Source organism: Nitrospira moscoviensis, assembly GCF_001273775.1.
Lineage (GTDB): Bacteria > Nitrospirota > Nitrospiria > Nitrospirales > Nitrospiraceae > Nitrospira_D > Nitrospira_D moscoviensis.
The window spans coordinates 102,288-119,841 of record NZ_CP011801.1 but is presented as its reverse complement, the minus strand read 5'-3'; the positions used below and the strand labels follow the sequence as shown (position 1 = coordinate 119,841).

At 55.8% G+C, this 17,554-nt stretch carries 15 protein-coding genes and 1 pseudogene; 11 read left to right on the top strand and 5 right to left on the bottom strand.

The window, feature by feature from the left end:
* Window positions 1-25 precede the first annotated feature (25 nt).
* The 9 genes from nrdR to NITMOv2_RS24825 all read left to right on the top strand — a co-directional run bounded on the left by nrdR (window position 26) and on the right by NITMOv2_RS24825 (window position 10,581).
* Window positions 26-490 carry a transcriptional regulator NrdR gene (gene nrdR / locus NITMOv2_RS00515; RefSeq protein ID WP_053378037.1) on the top strand — a complete coding sequence of 155 codons (465 nt, stop codon included), beginning with the start codon at window positions 26-28 and terminating at the stop codon, window positions 488-490.
* Window positions 491-599: 109 nt separating this feature from the next.
* Window positions 600-1,709 (top strand): sensor histidine kinase, encoded by a 1,110-nt coding sequence (locus tag NITMOv2_RS00510; protein WP_053378036.1) that lies wholly within the window; start codon window positions 600-602, stop codon window positions 1,707-1,709.
* On the top strand, window positions 1,696-2,367 hold the full coding sequence (locus NITMOv2_RS00505) for a response regulator transcription factor (protein ID WP_053378035.1): 672 nt from the start codon (window positions 1,696-1,698) through the stop codon (window positions 2,365-2,367). The genes NITMOv2_RS00510 and NITMOv2_RS00505 overlap by 14 nt, the downstream gene beginning before the upstream one ends.
* Before the next feature lie 218 nt (window positions 2,368-2,585).
* Entirely contained in the window at window positions 2,586-3,098 is a 513-nt protein-coding gene (locus NITMOv2_RS24830) for a helix-turn-helix domain-containing protein (RefSeq protein WP_083447634.1), read from the top strand.
* Window positions 3,099-3,172: 74 nt separating this feature from the next.
* Window positions 3,173-3,973, top strand: a complete 801-nt coding sequence (locus tag NITMOv2_RS22370; protein WP_145976119.1) for a TnsA endonuclease N-terminal domain-containing protein — start codon at window positions 3,173-3,175, stop codon at window positions 3,971-3,973.
* An 8-nt stretch (window positions 3,974-3,981) separates the two neighbouring features.
* Window positions 3,982-6,171: a Mu transposase C-terminal domain-containing protein gene (locus NITMOv2_RS00490; protein ID WP_053378032.1), complete on the top strand. Its 2,190-nt coding sequence runs from the start codon at window positions 3,982-3,984 to the stop codon at window positions 6,169-6,171.
* A complete protein-coding gene (locus NITMOv2_RS00485) occupies window positions 6,144-7,736 on the top strand; it encodes an ATP-binding protein (protein ID WP_083447632.1) in 1,593 nt (530 codons plus the stop codon). The genes NITMOv2_RS00490 and NITMOv2_RS00485 overlap by 28 nt, the downstream gene beginning before the upstream one ends.
* Window positions 7,737-8,873, top strand: coding sequence for a TniQ family protein (locus NITMOv2_RS00480; RefSeq protein WP_053378030.1), 1,137 nt, complete (start codon window positions 7,737-7,739; stop codon window positions 8,871-8,873).
* A complete protein-coding gene (locus NITMOv2_RS24825) occupies window positions 8,827-10,581 on the top strand; it encodes a TnsD family Tn7-like transposition protein (RefSeq protein WP_083447631.1) in 1,755 nt (584 codons plus the stop codon). The genes NITMOv2_RS00480 and NITMOv2_RS24825 overlap by 47 nt, the downstream gene beginning before the upstream one ends.
* Window positions 10,582-10,939: 358 nt before the next feature.
* Here the strand turns inward: NITMOv2_RS24825 and istB are convergent, their stop codons facing one another.
* Window positions 10,940-11,704, bottom strand: a complete 765-nt coding sequence (gene istB / locus NITMOv2_RS00470; RefSeq protein ID WP_053378012.1) for an IS21-like element helper ATPase IstB — start codon at window positions 11,702-11,704, stop codon at window positions 10,940-10,942.
* Entirely contained in the window at window positions 11,704-13,242 is a 1,539-nt protein-coding gene (gene istA / locus NITMOv2_RS00465) for an IS21 family transposase (RefSeq protein ID WP_145976116.1), read from the bottom strand. The genes istB and istA overlap by 1 nt, the downstream gene beginning before the upstream one ends.
* Here istA and NITMOv2_RS24820 point away from each other — a divergent pair.
* The gene (locus NITMOv2_RS24820; RefSeq protein WP_083447630.1) at window positions 13,241-13,786 is read left to right on the top strand and encodes an antitoxin Xre/MbcA/ParS toxin-binding domain-containing protein; all 546 of its coding nucleotides are present in this window, start codon (window positions 13,241-13,243) and stop codon (window positions 13,784-13,786) included. The genes istA and NITMOv2_RS24820 overlap by 2 nt on opposite strands.
* A 572-nt stretch (window positions 13,787-14,358) precedes the next feature.
* Window positions 14,359-14,565 (top strand): hypothetical protein, encoded by a 207-nt coding sequence (locus NITMOv2_RS24330; protein ID WP_053378027.1) that lies wholly within the window; start codon window positions 14,359-14,361, stop codon window positions 14,563-14,565.
* Window positions 14,566-14,633: 68 nt separating this feature from the next.
* On the opposite strand, the pseudogene NITMOv2_RS24815 reads toward NITMOv2_RS24330, so the two are convergent.
* The 3 genes and pseudogenes from NITMOv2_RS24815 to NITMOv2_RS00445 all read right to left on the bottom strand — a co-directional run.
* Window positions 14,634-14,921 (bottom strand): annotated as a pseudogene (locus tag NITMOv2_RS24815) (thermonuclease family protein); the annotation flags it as partial.
* Between the two features lie 55 nt (window positions 14,922-14,976).
* Window positions 14,977-16,044, bottom strand: a complete 1,068-nt coding sequence (locus tag NITMOv2_RS00450; RefSeq protein ID WP_053378026.1) for a cytochrome-c peroxidase — start codon at window positions 16,042-16,044, stop codon at window positions 14,977-14,979.
* Window positions 16,045-16,670: 626 nt separating this feature from the next.
* Window positions 16,671-17,285 carry a cytochrome P460 family protein gene (locus tag NITMOv2_RS00445; protein WP_202967287.1) on the bottom strand — a complete coding sequence of 205 codons (615 nt, stop codon included), beginning with the start codon at window positions 17,283-17,285 and terminating at the stop codon, window positions 16,671-16,673.
* Window positions 17,286-17,554 lie beyond the last annotated feature (269 nt).

Genomic DNA, 17,554 nt, shown 5'->3' with positions numbered 1-17,554 from the left:
ATCCACAAGGGCGGGATCGCCATCTGTGAAGTGTCCGTTCTGCGACGAACTCGAAGACAAGGTGGTCGATTCGCGCATGGCCAAGGAAGGCGAGGTCATCCGCCGGCGACGGGAATGCCTCGGCTGCAAGCGCCGCTATACGACGTATGAGCGGGTGGAAGAAATTCTTCCCGTCGTCGTGAAGAAAGACGGCCGGCGGGAGTCGTTCGACCGCACGAAAATCCTCTCCGGGTTGAAGAAAGCCTGTGAGAAGCGGCCGATCAGCACGGCCACGATCGAGGCCGTCACCGATCGGATCGAAAAACGCATCCAGGAAATGGGCGAAAGCGAGATCGAGAGTCGGGTCGTGGGCGAGGAAGTGATGAAGGAGCTGCACCAATTGGACCAGGTTGCCTATGTGCGGTTCGCCTCCGTCTACCGAGAGTTCAAGGACATCGACCAGTTCATGGACGAGCTGAAATCCCTGGCCCAGCAACGTCGCGAACGGTGACAGGCCTCCTCCGGTTGCTTTTGTTTCTTCCCTGCCGTCTTCCCGTCGACGTATGCGCACACCGACACTCAGTCACCGGACGGTTTCGACACACGACACAGGACCCGCCATGAACGCGGTCAGACCGAAATCAGCGCCCCTGCGACGGACGGCCTCGAACCCAGCCGCGACCCATGTCGCCATCATCGGAGCGGGGCGGGGCGGCACCGCCCTCATGGAGATTTTCGCCAACGATCCGCTGGTGCAAATCGTCGGCGTGGCGGAAATCGACCCGCAGGCCCCCGGCGTGAGCCTGGCCAAGCGCCTGCGGATTCCCGTGACGCGCGACTACCGCAAGCTCCTGGCGATGGAGCGGGTGGACTTGATCATCGATGTCTCCGGCAACGCCGAGGTTTCGCAGTTCCTCCAGGACTTCCACCGGATGGGCGTGACGATCATCGGCGGTGCCAGCGCCAAGTTCATGTGGGAACTGATCGAGGCCCGCATCCGGGCGACGGCCGAAATCGAAAAGACGTTGAACAAATACCAATCGCTGTACCGGTTGTACGTCAAAGAAACCGGCACCGCGGTGAGCGAGGAGCGGACGCGGATCGCCTGCGAGATCCACGACGGGCTCGTCCAGAGCCTGGCCGGCGTGAACTTCAAGCTCGACCTGTGCCAGCAGCTGCTCCGCAAGAATCCCAAGGCCAGCCTGGCGACCATCAAGGAAAGCAAGGCGCAATTGAAGCTCGCCATTCAGGAGGCGCGCCAGGTCATCTTCAATCTCCGCCCTCTGCACTACGACAAGATGGAGCTGATCCCGGCCTTGACGAATTATTTGAAGTCGTACGAAACGCAATCCCGCATCAAGGCCGATTTCTCGGTGAGCGGCGACGAGCAAATTCTGTTTCCCCGCACGAAGATTTTTCTCTTCCGCATCATCCAGGAAGCCCTCAGCAACGTGCGCAAGCACGCCAAGGCCAGCCGCGTGTCCATTCAACTGGAGATCGATCTGGAACGGTTGCGCGTGACGATCACGGACAACGGCGTCGGCTTCGACATGGAGGCGGTCCTCCGGGATCCGGAAAAGTGGGACCATTTCGGCATCAAAGGCATTTTGGAGCGCGCGCGGTTGGTCGGAGGCGAGGGGCACATCACATCGAAAAAAGGGCGGGGCACGAAGATCGTGGTCGAAGTGCCGCTGGTCAAGAAGGAGGCTCCGGGCAATGGAAAAGATTAAGGTGCTGATCGCCGACGATCATCGCGTCGTCCGGGAAGGGTTGGCGGCGATCCTCAAGACGAAAGAAGATATCCACGTCGTCGGAGAGGCGCAGGACGGGATGGAAGCCGTGGAAAAAGCCCGCGCGCTTCTGCCCGACGTCATTCTGATGGACGTGAGCATGCCGCGCATGGGCGGCGTTGAGGCCACCAGGCAGATCAAGCGCGAGTTCCCGCATATCGGCATCGTGGCCCTTACGATGTACGAAGAGCAGCAGTATATCTTCGACCTCGTGCGGGCCGGCGCCACCGGGTATCTCTTGAAAGATTCGGAATCGTCCCAGATCGTCGCCGCCATCCGGGCCATCTATCGGGGCGAGTCGCTGATTCATCCTTCCGTCGCCAGCAAGATCCTCGCCGAGTTCTCGTTGATGGCGCAGAAGAAGGGCAAGAAGCCGGCCTGGGTCGAACACGATCTGACGGAGCGCGAGATCACGGTGCTGCGGTTGGTGGCGGACGGCAAAACCAACAAGGAGATCGCGAACAACCTGGACTTGAGCGAGAAGACCGTCAAGAACCACGTCCGCAACATTTTTCACAAGCTGCAAGTCTACGACCGGACGCAGGCGGCGATCCTCGCCATTCGCAAAGGGCTCATCGAGCTCGACCCGCGGCCCTGAGACTCCTGTTTTAAAAAAACAATTAAGGGAACCAAGAATAATTATGGGAACTTAAAATAAATACGGAAACTTTTTGACCAGCCGGTTTACCTGCCGTCTTTCCCAATCTCTTCTGTTGGCTAGTTCCCCCTTGCTTGCTCCAGAAACGATGCTATAACAGCCTTCGCATTGCACATGGGTTGCTTTTCATTAACTCATCGACTGAATTCATATTTCTCATGAAAGATCGCGAACGTCAGCTACGCTTTGGGAGACACCTTCGTCGGCTTCGTGAAGAACGAACCCTCGGCCTACGTGAGTTAGCGCGCGAGGTTTCGACTCTTCTCAGAGGACGCGGCCTTTCTGCCACCTATTTGAGCGCAATTGAAAACGGAGCAAAACCTGCGCCCCGTCCGAAGGTCCTAAAGGCATTAGCCCACGTTTTAGCAGTCAGCCCCGCCGAAATTGAATGGCTAGCGCGAGGATGGCATGTCGAATTGTTGTCACGTCACCTCTCCTCTCACGCCGCATACGGGTCCCTGCTAAGACAAATGCGGCAACGTAAGGCCTCGAGGCCTGAGCTGTTAAGCGCCCTAGCGGCTATTCAAGCAGAGATTCCGCTCAAAACGAACGAAGCATGTATTCTGCATTTTGATAGTGGAGGCGAGGTCTTGATAGTAACCAGGCCCAGCAGATCATCTCTTCAGTCCATTGTCGACCCTGAAGAGGAACTCGTTTGTCTGCCAGAGTGATAGTTTTTTCTTGACTCAAGTGTATACTTTTAGTGTACACTTCTGGGGGCACTGAACAGGGTACGAGGGGCTTTGTGGCGGGACCCATCCCAAAAGTCACCGAAGCACTCATCCAACGCTGGATTCAAAATGGCCGTGGCCAAGGAGAAGGAGGTCTCTATTTTCCTTGGTACACGATCTTCGATGTGCGTGGCCCCTCGCTCCGCACGCGCATTTGGGGTACGAAGGTTCACCGTATCCACCATCTTCTCAGCCTCCTTGAGCTCATCCTCTTTTATCATAACGAGTTTCGCCCTTCGGTATTAGATATCAGAGAGCAATTCCCCCTCTTCCCCAGGGAAGAGTGCTTTGACATCGCGGATCAGCTTGGGATCAAACACCCGACCGCTCCCAAAACGGACTGTCGTATTGTCGTCACAACAGACCAATTTGTCACTCTAGAAAAAGGCATGGGGCGGCACTGGGAAGCGTGGAGCGTCAAATACGTCTCCGACTTGCAGGGGCGGAGTCTCGATAAGCTCGAAATTGAACGACGGTACTGGCGTCGCCGGGGCATTCCATGGCGCCTCTTTACGGATAGAGATCTGACACCAGCGATGCTGCATAACTATCGCTTTCTGCATCCCTACCGCGAACGGAGCGCGCTTCAGCATCTTCCCGATGATTTCATCGCGTATGTATCTCAACATCTGCGCGCCGAAGTCGCGCATCATACAATCCTCTCTAAGCTGTGCACTCCCTGCGATCACATTGGATCGCAGAAACCAGGCAGCGCCATGCAGGTGGCGCGGCACCTATTAGCGAATGCCACGTGGCCTCTCGATATGCATCAGCCCCTAGGGCCTCGAGCACCCTTAGCATTTCGGATGGCATAGGAGACGCGATGGACATACTGCGGTTATCCTTGATCGCTTGGAGAGACCCGAACAATCATGACCTCTATGTCGATATCAAGCGTGTCCTCTGGATATCACCGGATAAACACTCTGTCATCACGATCTCGCTGGGGATCAAGAAAGGGATGCCGCAATCATGCAGCATGAAAGACCTCTGCGAAGATCTAGCCTATCAACGCGCTGAGATCACCACGGACGACCCATTCGCCTACCTGCATCGAGACGAGTCTTCTCTTTCTGAGAATGAACGAGCGTCCCGTGACCGAATTCACGCCGTGCTTGGCCCCCTCTTAGAGATTCACTTCGAAGCGCTGCTGTGTAGACAGAAACGCGGTGCCTTCGTCACACGGATTATGAAAGACCATAAGTGGAAGAAGAAAGAGATCTATAAATACCTGCGCCGCTATTGGCAAGGCGGATGTGTGAAGAACTGCTTTCTGCCTGATTGGCACCTGCGCGGCGGGAAAGGCAAACGGAAATCCTGTTCTCCTGACAAAAAGCGAGGGCGGCCGTCTGATGCCTGGTTGACCAATCGGTCCTCAGACTGGGGCATTAATGTGGATGCGGACATCCGAGCGCGCCTCATCAAAGGGATCAAAGAGTTCTACAAAGATGGTCGAACGTTTACGAGCGCTTTTGAGGATATCAAGCGGAAACATTTTGTGCAGGAAATGCTGTTACAGAATGGCGTATGGGTTCCTCAACTGTGGTCGGTCCTTCCCACGATCGAGCAGGCCAGATACGTCTACCAGACCGAATTCCTGGATGAAACCAAAAAGCTTCTTAACAAGGTTGGCCGTCATCGTGTCAATCTTCAACACCGCGCCCTCATAGGAAATCCCAATCGTCTCGTCATCGGCCCCGGTAGCCTCTATCAGATCGATGCCACGGTCGGCGATATCTATCTGCGAAGTCAGCTGGATCCCCAACGCGTGATCGGCCGGCCAGTCATATATCTGGTGGTAGACGTCTTTAGCCGTATGATCGCCGGATTCGCCGTACTCATGGAGGGACCCAGCTGGATGGGTGCGATGCAGGCGCTCGAAAATGCCTTCTGTAACAAGGTGGAATTCTGTCAGGGGCTTGGCATTACCATTTCCCCCAATGATTGGCCCTGTGAAGGCCTACCTGAATCCATCCTTGCCGACAACGGAGAATTTCTTGGATACAACGCGGAAAGCCTGGTGCAACTCGGCGTGCCCGTCCATCAAGCCGCCCCACTGCGACCGGATTGGAAGGGACTTGTAGAACGCTATTTCAGGACCGTGCATGACAGGATCAATTGGGTTCCTGGCTATGTGCATCCCGATCGGGACCGAGGTGATCCTGACTATCGCCTCGATGGAGCCCTCACCCCACGATCGCTCAGGGAATTATTGGTCTGGTGTATTCAACAGTACAATCTGCACCACCATCTCGATCGCTATCCCTTGACGCAAGCCATGATCGAGGATCACATCACACCGTACCCGGCAGCATTGTGGAATTGGGGGGTCCAAGAAGGGTCTAGCGCGCTTCGCGCGGCAGTTCCTGACCAAGTCCGTGCCTGTCTCCTCCCACGAGACACCGCTCGGGTCACACGCCAGGGCATTCGCTTTAAGAGCCTCTATTACATGTGTTCGACGGCACTGACACAGCAATGGTGTGTCAAAGCCTCTCTTCGAGAATGGACCGTCGATGTCGCCTACCACCCACGCAGTACCAAAATCTTATTTGTTTGCTTGAACGACGGTCGGACTCTCGAGCCTTGTCAGTTGCTGGAACGTGTCAATGAAACCTCGTGGCAGGGACAAGACTTGTATGATGTCGAAGATTATTTCAAGATTCGCTCCATAGAAGGGAAAGTTGCCAAACAGTCCAAAACCCAACGGACAGCTAGCTTCGTCTCGAAGCAAGAAGCCATTGTGGAAGCGGCGGTCCAGGCCCGAGATAGCCACGTACCATCGATCAGCAAATCGGCTCAGTTAAAAGCCATCGGCCACAACAAGCGCCTCGAGCAACAGTATGAGCAACAACAACACGTTGCCAAGTATTTGCCGGCGCCGCAGGCAGAGCCAGGACCTCCGCCGCCGGACAGCCAGGACGAGTATGTGCCTCCGGACAAACCCTATGACCTGCTGCGCCAAATGCGAGAAAGGAGGGCCGCCCAATGGAAGAATCCATCCACCCCCCTATGATTATCCGCCGTGGTCGGTGGGAAATGGCTCACTACCAAGACCTCTTGGACATCCCGATGTACAACATTCCGACCATCCGTGCCCTACCACGCATTTTCTCCCGAGAAGACACGATCACCGCGCTCGCGAAAATGCCCGCCTATAATCCCAAGAATCGGTCCGCTCGTGCCGAAGATCGTTTACACATGATCCAAGCCGACATGCTCGAGTGGTTCGAGCCACTTCCGATCCACATCGACCTAGAGCAACGGCTTTCGCGTGTGATCCGAGGAAGTCTGCCCTATCGCAACCCGTTCAAGCCGGGATACTACGGTGAAGCTAACAACAAAATCGACGAGTTGGAAACGCTCATCCGCATGCGGACCCCCACCGTGGAGCAGAGAACAACGGCCTTGGGCTTTGCCATGATTGGCATGAGCGGAATGGGAAAGACGACCACGCTAGAACGGATCTTCGCCACGTACCCGCAAGTCATCCTTCACAGGGAATATGAAAAGCACCCATTTCCCTTTCAACAGCTAGTCTGGGTACACATGGATTGTCCTCCAGACGGTTCATTGCGGGCGCTATGCCTCAACTTCATCACGACCGTCGACGACATTCTTGGCACTACCTATCGCAAGACCCACGTGCGACGGATGACCACAGCCGATATGTTGATGCCCGTCATGGCAATGATTGTGAGTAATCACAATCTGGGCGTTCTCGTCGTCGAAGAGGTGCAGAATGCCAATGCCGCCACAAGCGGCGGGTCAGAAGCGCTATTGAATGCCCTTGTGCATTTGGTCAACACCATCGGTGTTCCGATCATCTATGGTGGGACCTTTGCCTCTTGGCCCTTACTGACCCGGCAGTTCCGACAAATCCGGCGAGGCTCGGGGCAGGGCGACTTTATGTGGGAGCGCATGGATCGCAACACTGAGGATTGGGCGAACCTGATCGAAAGCATGTGGCAATTCCAATATACCCGTCATAACACGCCCATAACCTCAGAGCTGATGGATGTCTTGTTTGACGAATGCCAAGGCATCACCGATTTCGCGATCAAAGTCTTCATGTTAGCCCAGTGGCGTGCCATTACTACGGGGCGTGAACGCATCACGTCGGCTCTCATCCGTTCGGTCGCACACGATAGCCTTCGGAGCTCTCGCCATGTCCTTGATGCCTTACGCGGCAACGTGACACTTGAGGATCTCACGAAGTTAGGAGACGTCTATCCACCTGACATGTCTCTTTTCAATACAGAAAAGCCCGTTAACGCTTCGGTTCCAACTGAACCAACAATCGCGTCCACTACTGGATCGGATCACGCAGAACAGACACTAGCAACACCAGGCCGATCTAAGCCTAAGGGGTCCCATAGCAATGAATCCTTATCACAGGACTCTACCGTCGTCCCAGCCGAGGTGCCCGCAGCGACCGCCGAACGGGTGAATACCGGTACAGATTCTGACTCGTCACCCGCAGAACCGACGTTACGCCAGATAGCTCAAGAGTGTGAAAAAGCGGGGATCTCCCTGCATACAGGCCTTCAGGTGCAAGATCTTGGCTTTGCATCTCTTTAAATGGTGGAGCAGAAGATGAACCATTGCCTACCTCACGGCTATCCAGAAGAGTTGCTGTATAGCATCTGTTGCCGCTTTGCAGAGAGGCTTCGCCAGCCTTCGGTGGTGTGCTTTAAAACTCTTTTGGGGACATCGAGCGGTCCGGTGCGATGGGATCTGCCTCGCAACCTAAGTACCTTCGGTCGAGAGTTGCCGCCATGGCACCCGCTGACGATCCGCCGGCTTATCTCCGAGCACACACTGCTAAATTTCTACCGGCATTTCGTCGATGCCGACATGTTGACGCACTTCCGGACGTTCGTGTATGAGGGCGCTTCGTTGCCGTGCGACGGATTGTTTGCCTGGCTCACTGGCCATTTTGTCGCCAGCGCGTACCTCAAATACTGCTGGGCGTGCGTCCAAGAGGATCGCAAGATGTATGGAGAAACGTACTGGCATCGTGCTCATCAGATCCCGGGCGTGCAAACATGCGCCACACATCAGGCGTTTCTTGCCACCAGTACCATTGTGAATTTTGGGAAAAGTTATAGCCAGCTTGCCCCTCGTTCGGCAGAGCAAGCGGTTCAAGAGGTCGCGCTCACGCTAGTCGATAAACACAAACCTAAGGATGTGAGGTGTCATGAACTGGCTCTCCTCGCCGATGAGCTGCTGCATACACACGGCAGCGATGTGATGCCGCTAGAGCAGCTCAAGCTCTATACCGCGCGGCTTGCTGAACAACAGTTGCGTCTGCCATGGTCCACACCGAAGCACCTCAAAGAGTATTTTAAGAAGGTCACGTGGATCGGGCCAGGTGGCATTCGCAGCGACAATCCATATTGCGGGCTGCTCGATATGTTAGCCGCCTACGGCCCAGACACACCTTTAAAGGTCGCCTGGCTGTCGTTCAAGGAGATTGGTGTGATGCCAGAACATCCAGGCCCCCCTCCAGAGAACAACCAGGGGTTTTTCCCAGACCATCTCTTTACACGACAGCCAGCGGAAACACCCCGAAGGCATGACTGTGCGCACCACATGTCGTTGGACGCCATCCTCGCAGAAGTGAAAGCCCTTGCCATTCGCGTTGCCGCTATCAAGCAGGAGTCTTTGGATGATTGCGCCGTGGCCAGTCCCGTATTCGGACGAGACACTCTATAGCTGGATAGCTCGATACCGTACGCGTATGCGGCATCCCTCCATCCAGTCACTCATGGAGGACCTATTTGGATCCCCAAGCACCGCTGTCTCTACAGATTATGGCTATGGGATCGAACATTTCGCAGCGAAGTTGAAGCCGTGCTTAGCACTTTCCCAGGTCGACCTTGTAAACAATCACACCCTGTTTCCCATCTATGCCCCTTTTCTGCAGCCACAACAGGCCCGTAATCTTCTGAAGGTGATTGAAAAAGGCTTAGCGAAGTGCCGGCGGCCCCCTCTCAACCCCAGACGAGATAGTGTGACAGTACCGGAATTTCTACGGTTCTGCCCGGAATGTGCCATGGAGGAGCGAACCATGTATGGCGAGTGCTATTGGCACCGTCTGCATCAAGTTCCTGGCATTGAAGTGTGTGCAAGGCATGAGGTCTGGCTTGAGTCAACGTCTGCGCCAACCCGGAGTCTCGGCGCGTGGCATACGTTCTCGCTTGCCCAAGACACAGTACCTACCGCAGAGAGTCGTTCACTTTCTGCTCACGAACCAGGCAGAAGCCTCCTTCTCCAGCTGGTCCATGATGCTGAATGGCTTCTCCAGCAACCCTCTCTTTCTGTCGATCACTCAGCGCTGTGGAAGCGTTATCGCTTTCTACTCAGAGAACAAGGACTCAGCAGTTATCGAGGAAAGGTTTCGATTGGTAAACTCCTCGCGCGCATCCATCAGACAATCCCCATGGCAATGCTATCTCGAAACGAAGGCACCTCTGGGCGCCTAACCTCAGGAAGAGGCCTTCTTAGCCTCCTGCGCAAGCCGCGGGGAGGATTGCCCCCCCTGTACCATTTGCTCATGATCCAATTACTTGGAACGACAGCGGAAGATTTCTTTCACATGCCACCCGAACCTGAAGCTTTCGGTATTGGCCCATGGCCGTGCCTTAATCCCATTGCCCCACATTACCGGACTCCGGTGGTCACGAAGTGCTCGATCGATGTGCAAAAGGATGGCGCACGTCCCGTGGCAACATTTTCGTGTGACTGTGGATTTCAGTATGTACGAGTCGGACCAGACTGGGGACCGCTCGCTCAGTATAGCTATACCCGTGTAGCCCAATATGGGGCCTTATGGGATGGCAAGTTCAAGCGCCTCTGGTCAACAGCAGAACTTACGCTGCAGTTCATTTCTCAAGAGGTTGGAATCGCAGAAAAGAATCTGTCATTGCATGCTGCCCGGCTCAAACTCCCCGTATGGAGAAGAGAGCATGGACGGGCCGCCACACCGGGTCGCAAACGCACCTGGCGCGGACGCCCGGAACGGCCCGCAGGAGCGTCACTTGCCTTAGCACGAGAGAGCTGGATAACTTTGTGTCACCTGACCCCCCTTTCAGGATCCGAATTAAGAGAAGAGCGCCGACTCTACCACTGGCTTTTTCGACATGATCATGCCTGGCTCATCGCTCAACCTCGTCGGCCGAGAATCCCTCGTCTGGCTGGATCACACACGAGAGTCGACTGGATAGAAAGAGATCAGTTTCTTGTCCATGTTCTTGAAAGACAACCCTTACTTCCAGCTCTGTCAGGACATCACCGCATCTCAATAAACAAGCTCATCAGACAATCTGGATACCGACACCTCATTCAACCTAATTTACACCGCCTTCCCGCGACTCGTGCCACACTCAATCGAATCGTCACCTCTCATATGCCAGAAGACTAGAAACGAACGGAGGATCGCATGACGATGGGTATGATGCAGGGGTATCGCCAAGCAGTGCAAAAGTTTAGTGGCATTAAGAAACTCACTGACGAGGCCATGCAAGATTGGCTCGATATTGCTTTGCCAAAACTGCCGCCACGCACACAACAGATGTTCGTCGATGAGGTCTTCTTCCTGACAACAGGATTGCCGCCCTCGTATGCGGAGAGTGAGTGCCCTCAACCGCCAAAAAGTGGTAGAGCATCGCGTGCCAAAACCAAAACTATGATGATCGACGCGCAAGCTGTGTATTCCGCTGAATCCGGCCACCGATTCCGAGCGAATCCGGCCACCCCTCGGAGCCCCGCGACGCAGGGCCTCAGTGGTCTGTCTTCAGTGGCCGACTTCCGTCCGATTTTGCCAGCCGTTTGCGCATCGATTCTCCTTTGAGCGTGATCTTATAGGCGTTGTGCACGAGCCGGTCAAGAATGGCATCGGCCAGCGTCGGCTCCCCGATCGCCGTATGCCAGTGATCGATCGGGAGTTGACTGGCCACGAGGGTGGCCCGCCGCCCGTGGCGATCATCAAGGAGTTCCAACAGATCGCGGCGCTGTTCGTCAGTTAAGGGAGCCAGCCCCCAATCATCGAGGACCACGAGGTCCGTCTTCGCGAGACTCCGGAGCAGGCGCCCATAGCGGCCATCGCCTTTGGCCACCGCCAGCTCCCGGAAGAACCGCGGCAGTCGCAAATACAAGGCGGAGCAGCCCAGCCGGCAAGCCATCTGGGCCAACGCACAGGCCAGATACGTCTTGCCCGCGCCGGTGGGCCCCACAATCAACACATTGTCATGCTGACGAATCCACTGCCCCGTAGCCAGGGACGCGATGACGCTTTTCTCCAGCCCCCGCGGATGGCGATAATCGAGATCTTCCAAGGTGGCACTGCCGGGGAACCGGGCCTGGGCCAGCCGCCGCGCCAACCGGTGATTGTCCCGGACCGTGCACTCGCGATCGACGAGCAGCCCCAGTCGTTCCTCGAAGCTGAGCCGCTGCACCTCAGGCATCTCCAGTTGTTCCGCCAAAGCGGTGGCCATGCCGGTGAGCTTCATCGCCTCCAGCGCCGTGAGTGTGGGATGACGTAACATCAGAACCCTCCTTCCTGTTGATAATAGGTGGTGCCGCGCAGATGGTCGTGCGCATGCGGGAGTGGGACCGTCGGAACCGGCTCGGGGAGCGGCTGCTGGTCGAGGCCGGTCTGTAAAATGGACTGCACGCTCTTATAGGTGAACGCCTCCAGCACCTGCGCCCGCCGACAGGCGGCCTCCAACCGCGCTGCGCTGTACGTCCGCTCCAGGCGGAGAATCCCCAGACAGGAGCGATAGCCTTGTTCGGGATGCGGCCGCCGCGCCAGGAGTTCGGCCACGACGGTGCCGGTCGCGGGCCCGACGGTCTCCGCCCACTGGATCAGCCGGGAGGGCGACCACGCCAGATAGCGTTGGTGCGCCGAGGGGAGATGCGCGGTGACCGTGGTGTGGCGGCCGCGCTCGGCACTCCGCATATGGCTGGCCACCCGCTGCCCCTTGTAGAAACACTCGATGGTGGCCGCCGTGAGCCGGACATCCAGGGCCTGATGGACCAAGGCGGAGGGGACGCTGTAGTAGTGGCCCTCGACCTCAAGATGCGAATCGATATTCACTCGGGCGATCCGCCACTCGGCATAGACGTAGGGCTCGGTCGGCAGCGGCTGCAAGGCCGGCCGATCCACGGCCTCGAACTGGGACTGCCGACAGCCAGGGAGCTTTTTGAAGGGCCGGCGATTCAGCCGGTCCAAACAGGCGGCGATGGCCGTATTGAGCTCCGCCAGACTGAAGAAGGGGTGATGCCGCAGGCAGGCCAGGATCCAGCGTTCGACGAGCAGCACGCCCGCTTCGACCTTGGCCTTGTCCCGCGGTTTGCGCACCCGCGCCGGGATTACCGCGACGCCGTAGTGCCGGGCCAGATCGGCGTAGGTGGGGTTCAGCTCCGGTTCATACCGGCAGGCCTTGGTGACGCCGCTGCGTAAATTATCGGGCACGAGGATTTCCGGCACACCGCCCAAGAAGGCGAAGGCCCGGACATGCGAGCCGGTCCAATCGGGGAGCGTTTGGGTCCAGGTCGCCTCGGCATAGGTGTAGCTCGATGCACCAAGAACCGCGACAAAGATCTGGGCCTGTCGAATCGTCCCGGTCTGCCGATCCTGGACCGGCACGGTCTGGCCGGCATAATCGACGAAGAGTTTCTCGCCCGCCCGATGCTCCTGCCGCAGACACCGATCCAGGGTGGCGCGCCAGGCCCCGTAGAGATCACAAAAGCGGCTGTACTGATAGCCGTCGGGGTGCTGCGCTTTGTATTCCTGCCACAGCAGCGCCAGGGTCACGCCCTTGCGCGTCAATTCCTGATGCACCGTGGCCCAGTCCGGCATGGCCCGCGGCGGGCTGGTCGGCGAGGGGGCCGCCGGATACAGCCGGGTTTCCAGCTGCGCGTCATCCAGCTCTTCCGGCAACGGCCAGGACAGCCCAGCCGCCGTGGCGCGATAGAGCGTTTCCGCCACCGTGCTGCGCGCCACCCCACAACTGGCCGCGACTTGTCGGTTGCTGAGCCCGCAAGCCCATTTGAGTCGCAATAGGTCTTTGATTTTTCGCATGGTCACTCGCTCCGCTGGCATCAGTCCCTCCCCCCTAGTAAATGGAGGGGACACGATACCCAGGTTGAGGAGGACCTGTGTCGCGGGCGGCTCCGACAGGAGCCCGTGGCGGATCGCCGGCTTATTCCGAGGGATGTCGGCCACCGATTCCGAGGAGACTCGAAACAGTGGCCGACTTCCGGTCGGAATCAGTGGCCGCGTTCCGTCGGAATGGGTGGCCGACTTGCGTCGGAATCAGTGGCCGGCTTGGGTCGGAATACGCACGCAAGCGACACAGGAGGCCTTTGATCTACAGCAGCGGGTAAGTGACGTATTGGGTGGCGAAGTCGCAGCAACGGCATGGCTGATCCGTAAACATCGGGCGCTCAAGAACAAAACTCCGCTTTCCATTCTTGGAACCACGGCCGGAAACGCTCGCGTGGAGCAGCTCTTGAAGAGGACTAAACGATCTCCACTTCCCGTAGACGCGCCACTTCAGAAAAAGAAAACCGTTGCCAGTCGAAAGGCTCGCTCCGTGAGCACGATCCGGAAGGCGGAAGATTGAGGCTAGGTAGTTGATCAGCTTATGGAGCACCGTCCTTCGGACGATCCTGTGGATGTCTCTAGATTCCATTCGGTCTGGCGAGAGAGGTCTCATCCCACAAGGATGAAGACTTCATTGAGATGAGCAGACAACAAGACAGCCCTCGTAACCTTACTCCGGCCATTATTCATGTCCGCCTCTCCGCTGAGCCCCTTTCACCCCAAAAGCAGGAACAGGTACGCCAAGAGGTCCAGGAGATCTTGAAGCGGCGTCAACACTATCTAGACCTGGCTCGCAGGTAACACCACCTTAATGATTGAATAGGGCTTGTCGTTAAGCTGGCCCGTGGGGTTTCTTTGTTTCCACGAACGCAATAGTTTCTAGGCAGGGCACTGAGCTTGCGTGGATCTCAGCTGAAACAAACTCGGCGCTGATCGGATCAATCTCAGTGGCGTCTAGGTGTTCCAATGCTGTGAGGATTTCCTGGAGGGAATGACCGGCACGCGGTTCAAGTATCACATGGAGCCGTGAGGGCACCTCGGGTTGTTGAGAGGATTCGTACATACTGGGATCATACCAAAACGAGGGTGTCGATGAGCAGACAACTCGAGAACCCGCACAGCATCACCCCGGCGATTATCCCTGTTATGCTCTCTTCTGACCCGCTCTCATCAGAAAAGCAGGAGCGCGTGCGTCAGGACATCCAGGAACTCAAGCAGCGGTGGCAACACCACCAGGACGAGATCCGAAAGCAGGCTACGTTAAATAATGAGTCGGATGACGTCAACCGGATCACGTAAGGCGTGGGGGGGCGTTTAGCCTTCCGCCATTCCCATGGCGGAATGGGCTGAGCCTCAGCCCAGAGCCCCATTCGCTTCTCCCCTGCGTCTGTTTCGAGCTCCTCTAACACCGCATTTCTCGGTGCATATTTGCAATACCACCAACACATTCCTACTTTCACGAGTTGCTGTTTGAGATTGCCCCCATCCGGTAGGACGACATCTGCGAGAGTCCGATCATAGCGGTCCTTTCCGAATGTCCGCATTGTGACATCTTTCCCAAGAGTGAGGGTAGATATGCCCTTTGTGGCACCCTTTCCTACGGTGTGTTGGTGCCCACATTCGGGCCGCCGCTCGTGCTTTGGAGGCGAGAGCAGCGGCCCATTTCGTTATGGCCATTGAGGAGGTGGGTTTAGCGCTAGCTTTCAGGCGTTACTTTGGGAAAGACGCCGGCGGCAGAACATGTTGCCACCCTTCTCCATTTAGAGCAGTTAAAAATGCTTCAAGATCCTCTCGTTCTTCGTCCGAAAGAAATAGTGAACCGATCGTATTGTCTTGAAACGGATTCTTTACTCCCCCATGGTTATAGAAATTGATGACCTCCCTCAAGGTGTTAAAGCGACCGTCGTGCATATATGGGGCCGTACGGGAGATCTCTCGCAAGGTAGGTGTTTTAAATGCTCCAATATCCTCAGGCTGATGGGTTATGGCATATCGTCCTAAATCCACGTGACTCGATTCCCAACCAATTCCCAAATTATGAAATTGTTCATCTGTATAATTTGGTCCCGCGTGACATCGTATACAACGGCCCTTTCCTTGAAAGACACGAAATCCCCGTTGGGCTGACTGCGTCAAAGCGTTGAGGTCGACACCGTAATCGAAACGGTCTACAGGGCTATTGCCGGACAATATCGTTCGTTGAAAATTTGCGAGAGCGATCCCAACATTTTCTATAGTGATGTTTTCGCTAAATACTTCCATGAATAACTTGCGGTAGCCCCGAATGGACCTGAGCGTCTTCACTACGTCATCGTAAACGAGAAACCCATGCTCTACGGAGTTTACTAACGGACCGAGGGATTGTTCTTCCAGCGTGGCTGCGCGCCCATCCCAAAACAGCTGCTTGCCAAAGACACGATTGATGACCGTCGGAGCATTACGGTCGCCAGTCAAACCTCTGACCCCTCTTGAGACCGGGCGAGAGTCCGTAAACGCCGTTGTAGCGATGTGGCAACTTGCGCAAGCAATTGATCGGTCGATGGAGAGCCGCTTGTCGAAAAACAACAGTCTTCCGAGCTGGATCTGCCCTTCGGTCAATACGTTTCCAGCAAGAAGACGGTCATTGGGATTCTCGAGGCCTAAGAGGGATTTCAGAACGACGGGTGTCCGCGTGGAAGGAGGTTTCTCCTGGGTGCCGGCTGTCGCATATGACGCCCCCACGAATTGAATGATCGCCCACGTGCTGATCGTCAGTATCGAGCCCAAGACGATTCTCATGTCTATGTTCCTTCCGGTACTTCTCCGCGCTGGTGGAAGACAGACGTCTCTACCCAAACCCCGTTTACAACTCGCTGGGCAACCGTTTCGTACGCAGATTTGTACTGCATCAAGCAGTGATGTGTCGTCACCAAGATACTATTCAACCGAAGGCTGAACGCCACGTATCCTGTTGGGTCTAATGGAGCTGTAATGTCTCTCGGGTGATTAACTATATGATGCACGGGAATCCGATCGACGTACAATCCCGGGATATACGATCCCTTAGGTGTTGGCAATAATGATTCTCCGATGTACGTACGGGAGCTTGGGGATTCGACGCAGACCAGAATCCCTTCTATTGTGAAGCGAGTCTGCCGTTCAAGCGCCCAAATCATCGCGGAAAGGGCATTGACCAACTAGGGCATTCATAGAGTGTTTCTGAGCCTGGTTTGGTGGAAAGGTATAACGATGATCTACATTAAGACCCTCAAACAGCTCCTGTCTTTCTGGAAATCTCTGTCATCAAACAGTACGCTTGCGGGTCTCTTGGCGTGTCATTCGTCGAAGAACTTCATGAGAGCGCCGTTAAATAAATCCGCGCCTGAACTCCGTAGAAGTTCAGGCGCGGGTCTCCGAACAACGCTCTACTTTCCTGCCGCTGCGATGGCTGCTCGAATCACAGGGTAGTGCTTCGAAAATACAAAGTCGGTGGCATTGGCCTCATGACATCGGTTGCACTCATCGACCTTATTCGGTAAGGATACTTCCTTGAGTGGATAGGAATGTCCAAAGCTGAAATACCCCCAGTGTCCTGGGTCCTTTGGGAAGCGCTTGGTATCCAGGACCGATACCTCAAGGCCAATAAATTCTCCTTGGAAATATCCAGCCCCGCTGCTGGCTTCTTTCTGCCCCACGCTGACTAATTCTTTCACCAACACAGTCCCGTCACGGTACTTCCCGGTCTTTTCCAAATAGGCAAAGCTTTCGGGGTCCATATAGACGTTGTGAAATTCCGGGAAGTTGGCTTTCCCATCATTCATATCATTCGGCGTAACCGGCGTGCCGACATAGACCCACTTCCGATAGGCCGCTGGCGAGAGCCTCTTCATCTTACCTTCTGGCGTATACTCGACCGTTTTCGAGCCCCCATTCCCCTCTCCAGCTTGGGCGACTACACCGACGCTCCCCGAATACCAAAGCAATCCTCCGAGTAACGCAGCAATCACTAACGTGCTCTTCCTTTTTGACATGCTGTACATGCGGCCCCCCTTAAATGTTTGTAGGTAGAAGACAAGTAAACCAGCTGCAAACTGTTTGTAACAAATTACGGGGTAGCCATCAGTCATGTGTATGACAAATGATTAATTACTTTTTATGTAGAGTAACCTGCACGGTCAGGGACGCGGCATTTCAAGATATGAATGGACGCGCCTGCTCAGAGAGATTGTGAGTTGAAGCGGAAGCTAACGAGTAGCTATTTCTGGCGGCATAGAATATCTCAATAGTTACAAATTATTACCGTAAAGCG

Coding starts and splice junctions, on each gene's coding strand:
- NITMOv2_RS24825 (WP_083447631.1), top strand. CDS start 8,827: ATGATTGCGCCGTGGCCAGTCCCGTATTCGGACGAGACACTCTATAGC.
- istB (WP_053378012.1), bottom strand. CDS start 11,704: ATGTTACGTCATCCCACACTCACGGCGCTGGAGGCGATGAAGCTCACC.
- NITMOv2_RS00505 (WP_053378035.1), top strand. CDS start 1,696: ATGGAAAAGATTAAGGTGCTGATCGCCGACGATCATCGCGTCGTCCGG.
- NITMOv2_RS00510 (WP_053378036.1), top strand. CDS start 600: ATGAACGCGGTCAGACCGAAATCAGCGCCCCTGCGACGGACGGCCTCG.
- NITMOv2_RS00445 (WP_202967287.1), bottom strand. CDS start 17,285: ATGTACAGCATGTCAAAAAGGAAGAGCACGTTAGTGATTGCTGCGTTA.
- NITMOv2_RS24330 (WP_053378027.1), top strand. CDS start 14,359: ATGAGCAGACAACTCGAGAACCCGCACAGCATCACCCCGGCGATTATC.
- NITMOv2_RS24820 (WP_083447630.1), top strand. CDS start 13,241: ATGGTCACTCGCTCCGCTGGCATCAGTCCCTCCCCCCTAGTAAATGGA.
- NITMOv2_RS00485 (WP_083447632.1), top strand. CDS start 6,144: ATGGAAGAATCCATCCACCCCCCTATGATTATCCGCCGTGGTCGGTGG.
- NITMOv2_RS00450 (WP_053378026.1), bottom strand. CDS start 16,044: ATGAGAATCGTCTTGGGCTCGATACTGACGATCAGCACGTGGGCGATC.
- NITMOv2_RS00480 (WP_053378030.1), top strand. CDS start 7,737: ATGGTGGAGCAGAAGATGAACCATTGCCTACCTCACGGCTATCCAGAA.
- NITMOv2_RS24830 (WP_083447634.1), top strand. CDS start 2,586: ATGAAAGATCGCGAACGTCAGCTACGCTTTGGGAGACACCTTCGTCGG.
- istA (WP_145976116.1), bottom strand. CDS start 13,242: ATGCGAAAAATCAAAGACCTATTGCGACTCAAATGGGCTTGCGGGCTC.
- NITMOv2_RS00490 (WP_053378032.1), top strand. CDS start 3,982: ATGGACATACTGCGGTTATCCTTGATCGCTTGGAGAGACCCGAACAAT.